Origin of the sequence: Lysinibacillus sp. NPDC096418, assembly GCF_044762775.1 — a bacterium.
Taxonomy (GTDB): Bacteria; Bacillota; Bacilli; order Bacillales_A; family Planococcaceae; genus Lysinibacillus.
This window is the reverse complement of record NZ_JBIWEY010000002.1, coordinates 235,078-252,877: the sequence shown is the minus strand read 5'-3', so window position 1 is coordinate 252,877 and position 17,800 is coordinate 235,078. Positions and strand designations below refer to the sequence as shown.

Here is a 17,800-nt window from a genome sequence, read left to right as displayed (position 1 = left end):
AATTACTAAAAAAAGATGATTTCAACAAAGCATCGAAATCATCTCATCACAATGTAACTTTCAATATTAGATTCATCAATCATGATTAACTGGGATAGAAATTGTTACCTTTCCTCCACCAGATGCCATATCATTTTCGATTAGCAAAGTTCCTCCATGATTTTGTACAATAGACTCGGCAATGTACAGGCCCATACCGTGATGATTTCCCAAATGCCTACTGGAATCACCCCGATAGAACTGTTTTGTAGCGTCTTTTAAATCCTTCAAAGAGAAACCACAACCACCATCTGTCACGATAAAGCAAACAGCATCTGATGACCCTTGAACCGATAAAGTAACTCCCTCTTGCTCTGGCGTGTGCTCTACCGCATTGGCAATCGTGTTTAAAATAGCCCGATAAAGTAGTTCTTTATCGATATAGATAAACGCTGGAATCATTTCTTTTTTCACGTCTACATGAAGACTTTTTTCAAAGGAAAGGGCCCTCATTTGATTTTCTACTTCTGTTATAAATGGCTCCGTTTCAATAAATGATTTTTCCCGTACAATGTTTTTCTCCATCTTAGATAAATCCATTAATTCTTTTGTAAATCTTTCGATCACAATGGTATTTTCCACAATATAGTCACTATATTCTCGTTGATTTTCGTCTTGCGGCGTATCTTGTAGTAACTCTGCATTTCCTCGAATAATTGTTAAGGGGGTTTTAAGATCATGAGCAAGCGCAGAAATTTGTTCCCTGCGAGATTGTTCTAACTCCCATTGCTGTTTTAGGGAATTATTCAAAGCATCCTTCATCTGTCCAAATGAAGAAGATATATCATCTATTTCACGAATTCCTGAAGGTTTAATGGTAAAGTCCAAATTTTGATGTTGTATTTTTTCAATAGCTTCCTGTAAGCCCATCATTTTTTTTCTAAGACTTCTTCCAAAATGTATAGCAAGCATAATTGCTTGCGCGATAACCCCAAAAATAAATAATAGCAATACTAATAATTGTGGATTCGGCAAATATTTTCTTAATACAGCAGAATGATACTGAGGTATTAAGCTATACCGTAATATGCAAACTTCTTTATCACGCTGTATAAACGTGTAAAACCAGGAACCCCCTTGAGTTTGTCCTTCTTGCATTAAATCCCAAGCTTGTGAAGCTTCGTTTTCTGAGAGATTACCTGACATAAATTTGCCCTGATTAGAAAAGACAACGTAGTCAACAAGATCTGGAATAATATCAGCAGTGACCGAACTGCTAGACGCAATACGTTCTTTCGATAAAGAAATCTGCGTTTCCTCATAATTTGCTGGCAAGATGAATTCGGTAGAAAATAAATAGAAAAACAAAGCGAGTAATAGTAAAACTAACAGGATAGTTCCTAAGCATAGAAATAGGAGGTAGCGAAGAAAAAAAGTATGAAGCCGTGTGCCTTTTGTTGATTTTATTGTCTCCATTTATAGCCAATCCCCCAAACTGTATCAATCACATCAACATCAAGGGCATTGAGCTTTGAACGAATATTTTTAATATGCTCCGTAATAACTGCACTGTCACTTTTACCATCAAATCCAAAAACGGTTTCGTAAATTTTTTCTTTTGAAAATACCTGCCCTCGATAACGAGCTAGAAATTCACAAATTTCATATTCGCTTTTTGTTAGTGCCACTCTTGTCTCATTTATAAACAGTTCTTTGCCTGAAAGATTAAAATGAACATTCTCCGCATAAAGGATACTACGTCTACCCCTTTTTTCACGTCTCAAATGGGCGTCGACCCTAGCACGAAGTTCTCCAATACCAAAAGGTTTGACAATATAATCATCTGCGCCTAGCCCTAGACCGTACATCAAATCTTCCTCTAATGTTTTAGCTGTTAAAAAAAGGATAGGGCAGTCTACAGCATGACGAATTCGGCCACACAATGTAAAACCGTCTATTTCTGGCATCATTACGTCCAACAATATTAAATCAAAGGCACCAAGATTCATTTTAGCTACCTCTGCCGCATCAGATACGACTGTTACTAAATGATCATCTTTTACCAATGCGTTTTTGATCAACACCAAGATACCTTTTTCATCATCTACTGCCAAAACTTTTGCCATCCTTCTTCCCCCAACAATCTATCAATTTTCTAATACTCTGATTTTCTTCCTTCCCAAATATCAAAAACATACACAAGAGATAATTGATACCGGAAATTTGCTCAAATCCTGGTGCCCTCATGTCCTATAATTGAATAACATTAACGCGCATTCATAAGGAATATACATAGAAATACCATTAGCTAATGCCGTCAGAAGTGCTCCAACAATACCTAAGCCACTGGAGGCACCTTTGCCAAAATATAAAAAACACCTGACTTCCAAATAAAATACATGCACCTATTAAATAAAATTTTTAATCAAGTAGCTCTTCGTGAAAAATTTCATTAAAACCAAGACTAAATATAGCAGTTGAAAATAATGTTGCCCAAAACCAAATAGCAATATAAGAATCTGTTCACTAATAAAAGCTAACTTTTTCATCTTAGTAGCTGCCAGTATTCCCTGAAAATAAATGGATACTTCCCAATCGAAATTCCACGGATAATCTGAGTAATATGCTAAAAACAGCTATGAAATGATGAGCGGTACTAGCAGATGAATTAGGAAAAACGGCGTTCTTTTTATTCTAAGAAACGCTACTCTAAACAATCTTAACATTACCATACTCTAATTCGCCTCTCTTTTTTGTAACATCCTGTTAATTAGCATAAAGAAAATCAAAAGACATATTCTGCCCTTTTAATTAAAATAAAAAATCTTTTGCAGATTATTTACGAAATACTATTTTTAGCAATACGCTCAGGGCAATGGAAGGTACGCTCGGGTACGTCATGAAATCGCTCGGTGCAATAGAGAAAACGCTCAGGGACAGCTTCTAATCGCTTGGCTCAAGAGGCTGTGGACAATCAAATACGTATGAAAATGGATAGTTTTTTCCTTATGGTAGATATTCAAAGTGGATTTATTCATGATGAAATGGAATTATTAAAAAATCTCGCGAATTACCTAGATTATAAGTGTGCAAAGTACAGTATCTTTACACTATTCAATTTTCCGCGAAAAAAGCGCCACAATTATGTAATTGTAGCGCTTCACTCATTTTTCTTATTTACATAAATTCTTTTACTAAATCATTAAACTCATTTTCGCTCATTTTAATGTCGATATCCGTAAGAGGTAGTTCACAGTAACCTGGTACTTTTTCTTGATAAGAAGTCGTTTCTTTATCTTGATAAATAATACCTGTAACTAATCCTTCGTTTTCCATTACAGTACGCATCGCCATGCCACGATCTGAATTGTCATAACCTTCAATATCTGCAAGCTTCGTTAAGTTTTCTTTGAACCAATCATATGTGTTCACTTTGTTATATGTCACACAAGGTGAGAATACGTTAATGAACGAGAATCCTTTATGATTAATGCCTGCTTCAATGATAGCCGTTAATTCTTTAATATCTGTTGAGAAACCTTGTGCAACAAATGTAGCGCCACTTGTTAGTGCTACTTCTAATGGTTTTAACGATGGCTCAATCGCACCGCCTGGCGTCGATTTTGTAATAAAACCAGCTGCAGAACGTGGAGATGTTTGCCCTTTTGTTAGACCGTAAATTTGGTTATCCATAACAACATACGTAATATCGATGTTACGACGGATAGCATGAATTGTATGCCCCATACCGATTGCAAAGCCGTCACCGTCACCACCTGAAGCGATAACGTTTAAATCACGGTTTGCCATTTTTAAACCTTGTGCAATTGGTAAAGCACGACCATGAATCCCGTGGAAACCATATGAATTGATGTAGCCTGAAATACGACCCGAACAGCCAATCCCAGAAATAACAGCTAGCTCATTTGGCTCGATACCAACGTTTGCTGCAGCACGTTGAATAGCGGCTTGTACAGAGAAGTCGCCACAACCTGGGCACCAGTTCGGTTTCACTGAGTTACGAAAATCCTTAAATGTTGCCATTATGAAAGCAGCTCCTTCACTTTATTTTCTAATTCACCTGGTAAGAACGGCGTACCGTCATACTTCGTGATTGTCTCAATTTTATCGTGGCCACCAATATTCATCTTCATGATATTTGCTAATTGACCTGTGTAGTTATTTTCCACTACGATCACTTTTTTCGCTTTTGCTACTAGTGGTGCTATGTCCGCAGATGGGAATGGATGGATTAAACGGATATGTGCATGGTTTACTTTTACACCCTGTTCATTTAATCGCTCTTGCACTTCTTCAAGTGCCCCACGTGTTGAGTTAAAGCCGACAAGTAAAACATCTGCTTCTTCATGAGGTGTGTTTGTGTACACCGGTGTATCGAAATTAAGTGCTGCAAGTTTACGGAAACGTTTGTCCATTTGCGTACGACGGTTACCTGTAGCTTCTGATGGCTTCCCAGTTTCGTCGTGTTCAACACCTGTTACGTGGTGGATACCATTTAAATGACCAGGTAAAACACGTGGAGAAACGCCGTCCTCTGTATTTTCGAAACGCTTGAAGTAAGCTTTGTCTGCCGCTTCTTCAATATCTTCTGTCACAATTTTTCCGCGACGAATATCAATTTTATTGTAATCAAATGCTTCAACAGTTTGTTTACCAAGTGATAATTGTAAGTCTGTAATTAAAATAACTGGTACTTGTAATTCTTCTGCAATATTAAACGCTTGAATCGTATCAAAGAACGCTTCTTCCATTGTGGAAGGTGCAATAACGACTTTCGGAATTTCACCATGCGTTCCATAAAGCATCGCCATTAAATCCGATTGTTCTTGTTTTGTTGGAAGACCTGTTGATGGGCCACCACGTTGTGTATCGATCACAACAAGTGGTTGCTCGGTCATACCAGAAAGTCCGATTGCTTCCATCATTAGTGATAGACCAGGACCAGCGGATGCTGTGAATGATCGAACACCACCAAAGTTTGCACCAATTGCCATTGTTGCAGCAGCAATTTCATCTTCTGTTTGGATGACTGCACCACCGAATTTAGGCAATTTCTTAATCAGATATTCCATGATTTCTGAAGCAGGTGTAATTGGATACGCCGCCATGAAACGTACACCAGCTGCTAGCGCACCAAGCGCGATAGCATCATTACCAATCATGAACATGCGGCGCTTGCCGTCAGCAGGTGCTAGTTCCCACTCACCTACTCGATCGCCTAGAAGCTCATGCATCATTTCACGTCCACGTGCAATTGCATCCAAGTTTTTCTGTACGACTTCTTCACCTTTTTTGCCGAATATTTCATCGACAACGCTTTGGAATACAGCATTCTCTAAGTTTAATAGCGCAGCTGTTGCACCAATAGCTACCATGTTTTTCATCAACGTAGTACCCAGTTCTGCAGCAATTTCTGTGAATGGTACTGCAAATAACGGCGCTTTTGAATCTTCTGGTTTTACCGGCTCAAATTTAGCATCTGCTAAAATAATGCCGTTTTCTGTTAGTTCTTTATAGTTAACGTCGATTGTTTCTTGATCAAATGCTACTAAAATATCTAAATCATCCGCTATAGAACGTACTTCTGTTGGACGAACTGTAATTTTATTATTCGTATGGCCACCTTTAATTCGAGAAGAGAAGTGACGATAACCGTATAGGAAATACCCTAAACGATTCATTGCCATTGAGAAGATTTCACCTGTACTCTCAATCCCTTCACCCTGTTGCCCACCGACTTTCCATGAAAGCTGATGTAACATGTCAACAACTCCTTAAATCCAATGTGTACTATTATTTTTTCCTTCATCAGTTTAACACGAAGAAACAGTATGGACTATTGTTATTCCACGATTTTAGCGAAATTCAGACCTTTGACCGAAAATTACGTTCAAAATATTGTAATTTTCAGACGAACAAAGTGTTGTTTATGTATATACTCTAAAACTATAATGAAAAAATCTTCATTTTAGAGGTATTTACGAAGACATGATTCGTTTGACACTAGATCAAAAAATGCCTTGCAGTAACCGCAAGGCATTTCACTACATTTACATTTTATTAACGAACTCTTTTTTCCACCAACAGCTTTAAGGCTGTGCGTTCCTCGCCAGCAATTAAAATATCTGCAAACGCCGGTGCACAAATTAAATCTGTGCCACTTGGCGCTACAAATCCGCGGGCGATGGCTACTGCTTTCACGGCTTGGTTAAGTGCACCTGCCCCGACTGCCTGCATTTCTGCTTGCCCTTTTTCCCTGATTACCGCGACTAATGCACCTGCAACTGAATTTGGATTAGAGCGTGATGATACTTTTAATGAATCCACAATTATTCCTCCCCGTTTCGCGAATAGTGTTTTACGCTCAACAACTATATGAGCCTTAATTGGACGTCAAGTTATTGTCCGTAGGTCATTTTATGCTCTACATGATGGAAATAGAATGAAAGGATTAAATCTTTCTCTAAACAATCTGAACATTCAAGTAATATCATCGGTATAATACCAGATTCGTAGTAGTTCTACTTCGCCCTCATCACCTGAACTACACTGAATCTTAATAAAAATTTCCTATTACTCAAAAACTAATAACAATATTAAACGGTCAATAAGTATCCCTTTAAATATTTTTACGCCTCCACCCAAAGAAAAAGCTACCTCGCAACATAAATGGCAAGGTAGCTAGTTTCATTAGCCTTTAAAAGGATAATCTTCATTAATATAAATACGTTCGCAACGAATTGCTTTACCAGTCTTATCGTCAATATCAACGAAGAAACCACTTAATACATCGCGTCCTGTTTTCGGTACTTCAAAACGTGATGGCATATTCGTTTGGAACTTGTAAATTACACTGTCTTTCTTCATGCCCAAAATTTCATCATATGGACCAGTCATACCAACGTCTGTGATATAAGCTGTACCGTTCGGGTAAATTCGTGCATCAGCTGTTTGCACATGTGTATGCGTTCCAACAACTGCTGAAGCTTTTCCGTCTAAATGCCAGCCAAGTGCGATTTTTTCACTCGTTGCTTCTGCATGGAAGTCTACGAACACTAGCGGTGACGTTTTACGTGCTTCTTCGATTAACTCCTCTGCCATCGCAAAAGGATCCTCATGTGGTGGTAAGAACACACGACCATGCAAGTTAATGACTGATAATGTCACGCCATTTTTCGAAATTTGCACCATCCCTTTACCTGGTGCTTCACTTGAAAAATTTGCAGGGCGAATTAAATAATCCGCATCATCAATAAAATCAAAAATGTCTTTATTGTCCCATGTGTGGTTACCCATTGTAATCACGTCTACACCCATTTGCAATAAATCATTGTAAATATTACGTGTTATGCCTCGACCTGCTGCCGCATTCTCACCGTTCGCAATGACAACATCTGGGCTAAATTTTTTCTTTAAACGTGGTAAATATTTTTCCACTGCATCGCGGCCAATTGAACCAACGATATCTCCAATAAATAGGACTTTCATTTTGCAAAACCACACTTTCTATAAATAACATTCTTTAGTTTACCATTGTTTCTTCGCCAATCGCAAAGTTAAAAACGCATACTATGCCCAGTTTACGCTTTTAAATGTTGATATTTATTCAGGGAACATTAATCTTACCTAGTGTTTATCCAAAAGTTATATCATTATTTAGGAGTTATTTTACTATATCAGCAGCATTCCGCAATCGATGATTTTCCATCGTAATATATCTGCACTATAACGAGATGCAATTCCCAAAAAAACTTTTTATCCGTTGAAAATTGTACGTCTTAAATGCAGTAATATGTCGCGCATTGTTTTAGGTTCAAATATAAGGTTGCCTACTAAAATAACTAAAATAGTCCACAAAGAAATGCAAATTGCTGCTACAAACCACGAACCTGTTCCCGTAATATGGAGCTCAAAGAAGAATATAAATGGAGCTGATGCAATGAATGCTAGGACACTATTGCGAACAATCTTTTTAACGGTAACCAGTGCTGAACTTTTTAAAATCACTTTTGACGTATACATGATTAAATCACAAGTACGATAGGCAAACGAACAAAGCCCACCTATCAATATCCCCTCCATACCAAAAAACTGGACAAAAACAACGGATGCCACAAAATTAATAACAGCCTCAATAATGGCACGATTTTTCGTTTCGCTAAAATGTCCTGCTGAGATCACTAACATACTTGAAGGTATCCGAATTGTATTCGCAACACCTACAATGACAAACAACGTCGCTAACCACGGCCTTATATAATTGGCATCCTCAACTCCAGCTGTATAAACTGTCATAAACGGCAAAATTAGAATAGCTGTACACGTATAAAAAAAAGCGACAATTGCGTAAAAAATATATTCGAAACGATAAAAATGTTTTTGAAGGTCACCCTTATCCTCTTTCACAAGAATATCACCAAAGGCTGCTATCATCGCCCCAGAAAAAGTTGAAATGAACAATGCAACTGCATTAAACACCATATTATACACGGTAAATACACTGACCTCAGCTAGTCCAAGAAAAATCGTAATCAAAATAAAAGGGGTATTAAAAACAACTAAGCCTGCAATTTGATGAATTAAAGCATCCCATTTATTTTTAATAGCTAATTTATCCGGTTTTACTTTTATATTGAAATACGGATATTTTTTTTTGATATACATTCTTAAAAAAAGAACATCCAGTAGTAACAAAGCACTCGAACTAGTAACCACCACGACAATCGAAAAATCAAGGGCTACAAAAGATAATGATAGTATCGTACTCGCAATAAGTAAAATTGCTTGGATTCGGAAAATAACGTAACTTTTTTGATCCGCCATTAATAGCACTTGATATTTCCCTATAACAAAATACTCCCACATGCCACTTATCCCTAAAATAAGTACCAGATAAAAAGCTGTATGCGGACTCACTTCGTCTCCTACTAATAGAGAATAGCATATAGCAAAAATTGCGACTAACACTACAAAAATATAACCTGAACGTCTATAAAAATGATTAGTAGCTGATAAGATGCCATTAATATTGTCTTTATCATTCCTAGACAGTGGCTTATAAAGGGCCGCTATAGATGTACTCCCGACACCTGCTTCTACAATTTTTAAATAACCTAAAAATTGCTTAATAGATGAAACAAGTCCGTTTGTAGCTGAGCCGTAATTCGTCATAAATACCCGAGGCAAAACGAAATTAATTATCGCCAAAACTATCTGTAGCATAACATTTGAAATTAAATTCAAAATTACTTTCTTTGTTCTCATGATGGCAAACACCTTATCCCTTAGTGAAAGCAAGAATTAAAAGTTTTATACAACTTCCACACAACTACGCCAAATCATTGCGTACAGCAAAAGAATCTATTGTTTATTTTTTTGTTCACCCTCACCTCACACTAATTCCCTGACTTTTACTCACGCCTAGTGCAAACATGATTAATAATATATGATAAGGAAAATAATCCATTACAAATGAATCAAGTACGAGATTTGCAATTAGCATGAGATAGAAAGGGATCGCATTCAATGAAAATATTTGAAAACTCGTATTACTTATAATGCCTATATTTCTTTGAAGCACTTTATACAAACTTGAAATGTATAGTAACGCTAGCAATACTCCAATTATCCCTAAATAATAAGGAGTTGATAGATACATAGTATGTGCCATATTTACTTTCGCGAAAGGCGTTCCAAAGCCAGCTCCAAAAACAAATATTTTCGTACTTTGTAAAATCTCACTCGCAAACATTCCCCAAGTGCTCACTCGCCCAGTTGTGATGGCATAAGTCGATGTCCCTGCTCCAAAAAATCGTATCCAATATATTTCGAATAACTTCTCGTAAAAAAAAAATAGTACAGTTCCACAAATGATTATTATAAAAGTAGCAAATTTTAATGCCGTTTTTACTTTGATCTTAAAGAACACAATAAATGTCATCAAAATTAATGCGACTAATGTGATGATAAACATTTTGGAATACGTCAATATGCCAAAGACCGCTATTATAATGATCAATACAATTGACTTTTTCTCTTTTTCTCTATCCAGATTAAAAAGTACTAATAAACAAGCCATCGCTATTAAAATTTGCAAACTAAAGTAGTTTGGATCTAAGTCCAAACCCGTAAACCTTGTACTAATCGAACCCATTGTCTTTACTGTGTTCACAATTGTCATCGACTCAATATAACTATCAATGGCTGGAACAGAAAAGCTTATCAACCGAACGATCGCAGCAGACAGTAAACCTAATGCATAGATATACGTATACCTTCTGAAATATGCCTTATGATCGATAGCTAAGACTGCAAAAAAGAGTACACTAAAATTCAATACAAAACCCAACACCGCAATAAGATTACCGCCACTGAATAACGTTACGCTCACCGTATAAAACGCAAATAGAAAATAGGTAAGTAAGAGCCGTTTCGAAATACCCTGCTTTTGTAAAACTATCGTCAAAATACTAAACATAATATAGAGAAAACTGAGTACGACAAGCAGTGAATAACCTGTAAAATCAAACTTAATGACATATACCCACGAAATAAAAAACAATAAATAGTCGATTTTATGTGGCTGCTTATCCAACAGCATGGCCGTACTAGTTAAAAGGAAAAAGAGCCAGAGAAATAGATTGCTACCTGTATACATTTTTAATACGACAAAGATACTGGACATAATACAAATTAGCATACTAAAATTCTTATTTTTCAATATCATGTAGCATCAAACTCCATTACTAATTGCTCCTGTGCTTTTTCGTTCGTATAGTGATTTTCTTCTATATAGCACTTCATACTTTGGAGCATATCGGTATTTTTAATAACACCAGCAATTGTTTGACATATGTCCTCAACATTTAAGCTCGTAATCAACCCATTATGACCATCACTAATTTGTTCACCCGCCGCAACAAAACCCGTTGTAATAACCGGCGTGCCTACTATTAACGCCTCCCCTATAACCATTGGATAACCCTCATAGGCTGAAGTTAAAATGAGCACATCACTACATTTTATATAAGGATACGGATTGTTAATTTCACCTACAAATTCGACTACATCCTCTACGCCCAGTTCCAACGCTAATCGCTGATTTGCAAGTAGGTCTGGTCCATCCCCTAAAATCCGCCAGCGAAAATTGCTGATGGCAGATTCCTTTAAAAGCTTGCAAAGATGTGGGATGAGATCGAATCTTTTCGTTTGATTTTCAATTCTACCTACAGAGATTAAATCCATCGTGCCCTTCTCAAAAGGTGTAAATTGACATGCCAACTCTTTTATTTCCTCTATAGGGAAAAAATTATAGATGACTTGAATTTTGTGTTGATATTGTGGGAGAAAGTTTATCAAAATTCGCTTACATGCCTCTGAAACACAAAGGAGTCTATCAAAATTTTTATAAGTTTCAACGCACACTTCATAATCAAAGTTTGCTTTTATAGGATCCGTATGTATCCACGCAAACTTGCGATCCGCAGAAACAAACTTATCTACAAATAAATTCGTGCCTTGATTAAAATAATTATTTGGCACGTCATTAAAATAAGAAATAGCAAGATCATAATGACGGTCATCGCTTAGTTTTTTAAATAGTACTGAATAAAATTTATTTGATCCCACCAATCGAACTAAAATCATACATAATACACGTAACATTATTTGCAATAAGTTTTTTCTCTTTTTCACTTCAGAAAAAGGAGAAGCGATAAGTTGTAATGGTAAGTTTCCTTTATAAACATTGATAGTAGAGGGGATATCCTTCATTAATTCTCCTTCACCAAATGTAAAAACATCTACCTCATACCGCTTATTTAGGCTGATTTCTTTTAGCATATTGATTAAAGCTTTTTGAATACCGCCCATCTGAAAATTTTGTGCAACAAATAATATCTTTATGTTTGCCCCCCCTATAAATCCAATATCATTGCAATAATCAAAATACCCCTTCCCCTTAGGCCATTCATAAACTACTATATAATTCAGTTATTCGTTTCTCCATTTTTCCCCAACTATAATTCTCTGAATAAAGTAACTTCATTTTACGTGAAATTTCAGGCCATTCTTTCTTTCGACTTACCAAGCGGTCAATAGCTTTTTGTAAACTTTCGCTATTATAATCAATGAGTTCTCCTAGATCATTCTCCGCAACTACTTCTGACATTCCTGTATTTTTCACCATTATTAAAGGCTTACCTAGCATAAGTGCCTCATAAAATTTATTGGGCGCTGCATAATAATGATTGATAACCCTTGGATCATAGATAGCAGTCATGATATCACAGCTATTTTCTAGGGCAAGTGTCTTTTCATAAGGGATCTTCCCGTAAAAGCGTATGTTGTCATACACCTTCGACACTCTAGAGAGTTCATCGGCAAGTTCTCCAAAGCCTCCAATATGCAGCTCATAGCTTGGGTTATTCTTAACTACTTGTACCAATTCACTAACAAATCTCTCTTTAGTCAGTATGCCAACATAGGCTATTTTTACTTTATTTGAGTTCAAATTCACTTCATCATTCAGATTTACATGGCGCGGGGTATTATAGATGACCTCTATTTTTTTAGGCGAAGCTTTTGCAATCTGTTCTTTCCGCTTCTCCGTACATATAATTACTGCATCAGCATTATTCATTAGTCTAATGTCTATATTTTCAACGATTTTCCCAATACTCTCCGGTCCATTAAATGGCGCTGTAATCGAATCAAACACGTCATAGATAACTTTTTTACGGAGTAATTTCCCACATATTGTACCTACTAGCGCCGTATCAAAATCACAAGCATGGATTATGTCATACGTATTTTTATATCGAAGTAGCCAGCGAAAAAGTCTAATTTGAAATTTTAACAATGGAAAGAAATTCTTTTGAAAGCCTCCTCCAAAGGACGCCGGTATACCAAACCTCGTAATGTTAATTGAATGATCACGCTCCAACAGTTGCGCTCTCGTCTTATACTTGCCATCTCTATCCCAAGCTAAAATCTGTACATGCCAATTATTTTTCACAAGGCAATCCGCTTCCTTTTCAACTCTCGGATCTGGAGAAACAGGATTACTTCTCATAAAAACAACTCTCATCTCATAATTGTCCCCTTAAATGCTTATTTTCCCCGGCAATTCACCTTTACTTGTTTATGTGCATTTCCTCACTTTTATGTCCTTACATGCGTATAGTTATTTTTCCTATTTTAAAAAAACTTCCACCATTTTTTTGTGAAAGTGTCTTCTGGTTCGTATACAATTAATGGCATATTCTTTATAATTCGTTCGTTATTCGCAAGCAAAAAATCGACCACGTCCAATTCTTTTTGCTTTTCTAAAAACCTAAGACCCTTTTCAAATAAGAATGGTCGTGTGTTTAAGTTATGCACATCCGAACCATATGTATGGATAAGGTTCGAACGCACAAATTTCATGGAGCGTTTTTGAATAGCTTTTCCAAACAGTCCTGCTAAACTCCCTGCTGTTATTTGCGCAAGTGCTCCATCACGTATAATTTGTTCTAAATTACTTGGGTTTTCTGCAATTACTCTGTTTCGCTCTGGATGTGCAATAATTGGTGTAATACCTGCAGTTAATAATGCGTAAATCAGATCTCTTGTATATTTTGGAATGTAATTGGAAGGAAGCTCTAACAATAGATAATCAGAATGTGCTAATGTGTGTAACTGTTTTTTTTCATATAGTTCTAGAATGTTACCAGCCAAGCGCACCTCTTGGCCCGAGTAAAGTTTTAATGGCATATTACGCCGATCAATTTCCAATTGTAATTGTGCAATCTGTTCATTCACTTCATTAAACGGGACATTATACAATGGATGAAGGGCATGTGAGGTTGAAACAATCGTTGAAATCCCCTCTGCAACCGCCTGCTCAAATAAACGAAATGTCTCTTCAACAGTTTCTGGGCCATCATCAACATTAAATAATATGTGGCTGTGCATATCAATCACTGCTTTTCACTTCCCTGCCTAAGCACTTTCAGTAATATTGATCATAATATTGATTGTGAGGTATTTTATAATTATTCAATACCACTCCTAAAATATTCGCTTTTGAAGCTTCGAGGCTTGATTTCGCTTTTTTAACACTTTCATTTTCCACAACGCCACTGTTAACGATTAACAATGTACCGTCACATTTATTGGACAATATTTGTGCATCCGTCACTGATAAAAGTGGTGGTGCATCGAAAATAATGATGTCAAACTCTTTCTTTAGTTCTTCTATTACAGCCCCCATTACATTAGAAGAAAGTAACTCCGCTGGATTGGGTGGAATTGGTCCACTCGTCAAGACAAACAGATTAGGGATATCTGTACTATTTACGGCTTCAGAGATAGTAAATTGTCTTGTTAGTAAATTTGATAGTCCTCTAGCATTTTGCAACAGAAACGTATAGTGCATTGTTGGCTTACGTAAATCCGCATCCACAATTACTATTCTTTTTCCTTCTTGTGCAAATACAACGCCTAAATTTGCAGCATTTGTTGACTTTCCTTCTCCTGGTGTCGCGGATGTCACTAAGATTGTTTTGATAGCTTTATCCGGCATTGAAAAAGTAATATTTGTTCGAATCGTTCGAAATTGTTCAGAAACAAAAGAATGGCTATTTGCTACCGTCACAAGTTTCCGTCCCATTTTTACGAACTTCTTCTTTTTTTTCTTCGCCTTTTTCGGTTGAAACATCATTACTCCCTCCTCACTTTACGGGATTGAACTCTAGTGCTTCTGTTGTGAGCATCATTAATTTGACTAATCAATCCAATAATCGGCAACCCAACTATTTCTTCAATGTCTTGCTCGGTCTTGATTGTAGTATCTAAGCTCACTATTAGTATTGCGAAGCCGGCACTTAAGACAAAAGCAATAAACGAGGCTGCTACTATATAGAGGGATTTATTGGGCGCAACTGGCTCAGGCTGGTTATCTAATTTTGCTACTGATAAAATGTTAACATTATCAACTGTCATTAAAACTTGAATCTCCTGCTGAAACACGTCTGCAATTGTATTAGCAATTTCCACAGCCAACTCCGCTTGCTTGTCTATGACGTTAATGTTTACAACTTGGGAATTATTGGCGCTAGATACCGTTATATGTTCCATCAGAATTTCAGGCGTCATATCTAAATCTAGCTTATTAATGACTTTGGATAAAATAGCTGAACTGGTAATAATGATGTTGTACGTATTAATCAGTCGTAGATCTGTTTCAACCTGTTGTACGCCTAAATAGGGCTGTTCTATGTTTTTTTGATTCACTAAAATTTGTGTCTCCGCCTCATAGGTAGGCTTTAAAACAAAGATACTGATAAAGGCGGTAACTAAAGCTATGAAAAGTGTAAAACTCATTATAAAAAGGAAATGTTCTCGTACTATCTTCAATACATCTTGTAATGTGATAGTTTCTTTCAATGCCCTTCACTCCTTGTCAAAAAATAAACTAGTAATAAATATGGCGTACAACTAAATTGTTGAATCATCAAACGTACTTTTTAGGTATGTTGATTAACCAATTTTTAATCATTACTATTAATTGATATCCGCTATGGGATGCTCACTTTCCGCGATTTACAGATAAATCGCATCCCAATACTTTCCTAATAAATACACCTGTAATAATTTGAAACTCGTTCACTACGCTTTATTCACTACTATATTGTTTCACACCTTATTTTATTCATACCGAGAAGTACACTTAAATTCCCAATTTCTAGTTGATAGATGTTATTACCTACATACTATTTCAATAACAAAAATAGGCATCCCCTGACCTCAGTCAAGGGATGCCTATTTATTATTTATTTTGCATATTCAACGGCACGTGTTTCACGAATAACCGTTACTTTTATATGGCCTGGATAGTCGAGTTCATCTTCGATACGCTTGCGAATATCGCGCGCTAAACGGTGTGAAGCTAAATCGTCAATTTTTTCTGGTTGAACAATAATGCGAATTTCACGACCTGCTTGAATAGCATATGATTTTTCTACGCCGTCGTAGCTTTCTGAAATCTCTTCTAGCTTTTCAAGTCGACGGATATAGTTTTCTAGGGTCTCACTACGAGCACCTGGACGTGCGGCTGATAAAGCATCAGCTGCAGCAACTAATACTGCAATAACAGATTTTGCTTCTGTATCACCATGGTGAGAAGCAATACTATTAATAACTACTGGATGTTCTTTATATTTGGTTGCAAGTTCTACACCGATTTCTACGTGACTACCTTCTACTTCATGGTCGATAGCTTTCCCGATATCATGTAATAAACCTGCACGACGAGCTAATGCCACATCCTCACCCAATTCAGCAGCAAGTAATCCAGCTAAATGAGCCACTTCTATAGAATGTTTTAACACGTTTTGACCATAACTTGTACGATACTTCATACGTCCTAAAATTTTCATTAAATCTGGGTGAAGGTTATGAATACCCATTTCAAATGTTGTCTGTTCCCCTGTTTCGCGGATTTGTTCATCCACTTCACGACGAGATTTCTCAACCATTTCCTCGATACGTGCCGGGTGAATACGTCCATCTTGTACAAGTTTTTCCAGTGCAAGTCGAGCCGTTTCACGACGGATTGGGTCGAATCCAGATAAAATAACTGCTTCTGGTGTATCATCAATAATTAAATCAATACCTGTTAATGTCTCTAAAGTACGGATATTTCGACCTTCACGACCGATAATACGACCTTTCATCTCGTCATTTGGTAAGGTAACGACAGAGACAGTTGTTTCTGCTACGTGGTCAGCTGCAAAACGTTGCAGTGCCAGTGATAAAATTTCACGTGCTTTTTTATCAGATTCTTCTTTTGCACGTGTTTCAGATTCCTTCGTCATAACAGCAATATCTGTTGCTAGCTCTTTTTCTACTTCTCCTAAGATAACAGCCTTCGCCTGATCTCTAGTTAATGCAGAAATTCGCACTAGCTCGGATTTTTGTGCTGCAACAAGCTCTTCCACTTTGCTCTCCATCTGTTCAATATGCTGTTGTCTCTCGGCAAGAGCTTCTTCCTTACGCTCTAAACCTGCTTCTCTCTTATTCAGAGCATCATCCTTGCGATCAAGATTCTCTTCTCTTTGCAATAAACGGTTCTCTTGTTTTTGAAGTTCTAAACGACGATCACGAATGTCATTTTCAGCTTCAGTTCGAAATTTGTGAGTTTCATCTTTGGCTTCAAGTAGTGCTTCTTTCTTTAATGCTTCCGCTTCTCGTTTTCCGTCTTCAACGATTGTTTCGGCAACATGTTTAGCACCAGTGATTTTTGAGTCATTCACTTTTTTCATGTAGATATAGCTAACAGCGGCACCAACGATGAGTCCAAGCAAAGCGGAGATGATAGTAATTCCGTCCATATGAACACCTCCTATTGCTATTTCGGTAATACGTTTTCAGTCGGCGCATACATTTTAAATGTACTGCCTATTTTAAAAGTCATAATTCAGAAATTATACATATTTAATTGTATATCTACCTATAAACTCTGTCAAGGATTGACGGGCACATGTTCGCCTTCATCACACAAAAAGTTAATAATATCCAACAATAAAATATGTATTTCATACTTTTGTTCTATCTTAACTACTTAACTAACAATGAGCAATTTTCAAAACAGTTAATTCGATTCTATTAATGTATAAGAGCTTTCGCACGGAAAAACATTCGCCGCCGCTACAAGCTCTACCTAGCAGTGCGGAAATATCGGTAACTAATTTTGCCCATTTAAAGTACTTCATAAAAATAAGCATTCTAACAAAAAATGCATTACCTTCACAATTCGTGA

Annotated in this window: 14 protein-coding genes; all 14 read right to left on the bottom strand. The window is 36.7% G+C overall.

Annotated elements, in window-relative coordinates:
- Positions 1 to 75: 75 nt before the first annotated feature.
- The 14 genes from ACIQZG_RS03765 to rny all read right to left on the bottom strand — a co-directional run bounded on the left by ACIQZG_RS03765 (position 76) and on the right by rny (position 17,372).
- Positions 76 to 1,455 (bottom strand): sensor histidine kinase, encoded by a 1,380-nt coding sequence (locus ACIQZG_RS03765; RefSeq protein ID WP_402753828.1) that lies wholly within the window; start codon positions 1,453 to 1,455, stop codon positions 76 to 78.
- Positions 1,443 to 2,105, bottom strand: coding sequence for a response regulator transcription factor (locus ACIQZG_RS03760; RefSeq protein WP_402753827.1), 663 nt, complete (start codon positions 2,103 to 2,105; stop codon positions 1,443 to 1,445). The genes ACIQZG_RS03765 and ACIQZG_RS03760 overlap by 13 nt, the downstream gene beginning before the upstream one ends.
- A gap of 1,051 nt (positions 2,106 to 3,156) precedes the next feature.
- Positions 3,157 to 4,023 carry a 2-oxoacid:ferredoxin oxidoreductase subunit beta gene (locus ACIQZG_RS03755; protein WP_402753826.1) on the bottom strand — a complete coding sequence of 289 codons (867 nt, stop codon included), beginning with the start codon at positions 4,021 to 4,023 and terminating at the stop codon, positions 3,157 to 3,159.
- Entirely contained in the window at positions 4,023 to 5,762 is a 1,740-nt protein-coding gene (locus ACIQZG_RS03750; RefSeq protein WP_402753825.1) for a 2-oxoacid:acceptor oxidoreductase subunit alpha, read from the bottom strand. Before ACIQZG_RS03750 ends, ACIQZG_RS03755 begins: the two co-directional genes overlap by 1 nt.
- Positions 5,763 to 6,060: 298 nt before the next feature.
- Entirely contained in the window at positions 6,061 to 6,327 is a 267-nt protein-coding gene (locus tag ACIQZG_RS03745; RefSeq protein WP_010858535.1) for a stage V sporulation protein S, read from the bottom strand.
- A 363-nt stretch (positions 6,328 to 6,690) separates the two neighbouring features.
- A complete protein-coding gene (locus ACIQZG_RS03740; RefSeq protein ID WP_402753824.1) occupies positions 6,691 to 7,488 on the bottom strand; it encodes a TIGR00282 family metallophosphoesterase in 798 nt (265 codons plus the stop codon).
- A 267-nt stretch (positions 7,489 to 7,755) separates the two neighbouring features.
- On the bottom strand, positions 7,756 to 9,264 hold the full coding sequence (locus ACIQZG_RS03735) for a lipopolysaccharide biosynthesis protein (protein WP_402753823.1): 1,509 nt from the start codon (positions 9,262 to 9,264) through the stop codon (positions 7,756 to 7,758).
- Positions 9,265 to 9,385: 121 nt separating this feature from the next.
- Positions 9,386 to 10,726 carry a hypothetical protein gene (locus ACIQZG_RS03730; protein WP_402753822.1) on the bottom strand — a complete coding sequence of 447 codons (1,341 nt, stop codon included), beginning with the start codon at positions 10,724 to 10,726 and terminating at the stop codon, positions 9,386 to 9,388.
- On the bottom strand, positions 10,723 to 11,871 hold the full coding sequence (locus ACIQZG_RS03725) for a glycosyltransferase (RefSeq protein ID WP_402753821.1): 1,149 nt from the start codon (positions 11,869 to 11,871) through the stop codon (positions 10,723 to 10,725). Before ACIQZG_RS03725 ends, ACIQZG_RS03730 begins: the two co-directional genes overlap by 4 nt.
- Positions 11,872 to 11,968: 97 nt before the next feature.
- Positions 11,969 to 13,087, bottom strand: a complete 1,119-nt coding sequence (locus ACIQZG_RS03720) for a glycosyltransferase family 4 protein (RefSeq protein WP_402753820.1) — start codon at positions 13,085 to 13,087, stop codon at positions 11,969 to 11,971.
- Between the two features lie 110 nt (positions 13,088 to 13,197).
- Positions 13,198 to 13,953, bottom strand: coding sequence for a tyrosine-protein phosphatase (locus tag ACIQZG_RS03715; protein ID WP_402753819.1), 756 nt, complete (start codon positions 13,951 to 13,953; stop codon positions 13,198 to 13,200).
- A 37-nt stretch (positions 13,954 to 13,990) separates the two neighbouring features.
- Complete coding sequence (locus tag ACIQZG_RS03710) at positions 13,991 to 14,701, bottom strand: CpsD/CapB family tyrosine-protein kinase (protein ID WP_402753818.1); 711 nt, start codon at positions 14,699 to 14,701, stop codon at positions 13,991 to 13,993.
- The gene (locus ACIQZG_RS03705; protein ID WP_402753817.1) at positions 14,701 to 15,426 is read right to left on the bottom strand and encodes a YveK family protein; all 726 of its coding nucleotides are present in this window, start codon (positions 15,424 to 15,426) and stop codon (positions 14,701 to 14,703) included. The genes ACIQZG_RS03710 and ACIQZG_RS03705 overlap by 1 nt, the downstream gene beginning before the upstream one ends.
- Positions 15,427 to 15,812: 386 nt before the next feature.
- On the bottom strand, positions 15,813 to 17,372 hold the full coding sequence (rny, locus tag ACIQZG_RS03700) for a ribonuclease Y (RefSeq protein ID WP_402753816.1): 1,560 nt from the start codon (positions 17,370 to 17,372) through the stop codon (positions 15,813 to 15,815).
- Between the last annotated feature and the right edge of the window lie 428 nt (positions 17,373 to 17,800).

Coding starts and splice junctions, on each gene's coding strand:
- ACIQZG_RS03765 (WP_402753828.1), bottom strand. CDS start 1,455: ATGGAGACAATAAAATCAACAAAAGGCACACGGCTTCATACTTTTTTT.
- ACIQZG_RS03760 (WP_402753827.1), bottom strand. CDS start 2,105: ATGGCAAAAGTTTTGGCAGTAGATGATGAAAAAGGTATCTTGGTGTTG.
- ACIQZG_RS03755 (WP_402753826.1), bottom strand. CDS start 4,023: ATGGCAACATTTAAGGATTTTCGTAACTCAGTGAAACCGAACTGGTGC.
- ACIQZG_RS03750 (WP_402753825.1), bottom strand. CDS start 5,762: ATGTTACATCAGCTTTCATGGAAAGTCGGTGGGCAACAGGGTGAAGGG.
- ACIQZG_RS03740 (WP_402753824.1), bottom strand. CDS start 7,488: ATGAAAGTCCTATTTATTGGAGATATCGTTGGTTCAATTGGCCGCGAT.
- ACIQZG_RS03735 (WP_402753823.1), bottom strand. CDS start 9,264: ATGAGAACAAAGAAAGTAATTTTGAATTTAATTTCAAATGTTATGCTA.
- ACIQZG_RS03730 (WP_402753822.1), bottom strand. CDS start 10,726: ATGATATTGAAAAATAAGAATTTTAGTATGCTAATTTGTATTATGTCC.
- ACIQZG_RS03725 (WP_402753821.1), bottom strand. CDS start 11,871: ATGGGCGGTATTCAAAAAGCTTTAATCAATATGCTAAAAGAAATCAGC.
- ACIQZG_RS03720 (WP_402753820.1), bottom strand. CDS start 13,087: ATGAGAGTTGTTTTTATGAGAAGTAATCCTGTTTCTCCAGATCCGAGA.
- ACIQZG_RS03715 (WP_402753819.1), bottom strand. CDS start 13,953: ATGCACAGCCACATATTATTTAATGTTGATGATGGCCCAGAAACTGTT.
- ACIQZG_RS03710 (WP_402753818.1), bottom strand. CDS start 14,701: ATGATGTTTCAACCGAAAAAGGCGAAGAAAAAAAAGAAGAAGTTCGTA.
- rny (WP_402753816.1), bottom strand. CDS start 17,372: ATGGACGGAATTACTATCATCTCCGCTTTGCTTGGACTCATCGTTGGT.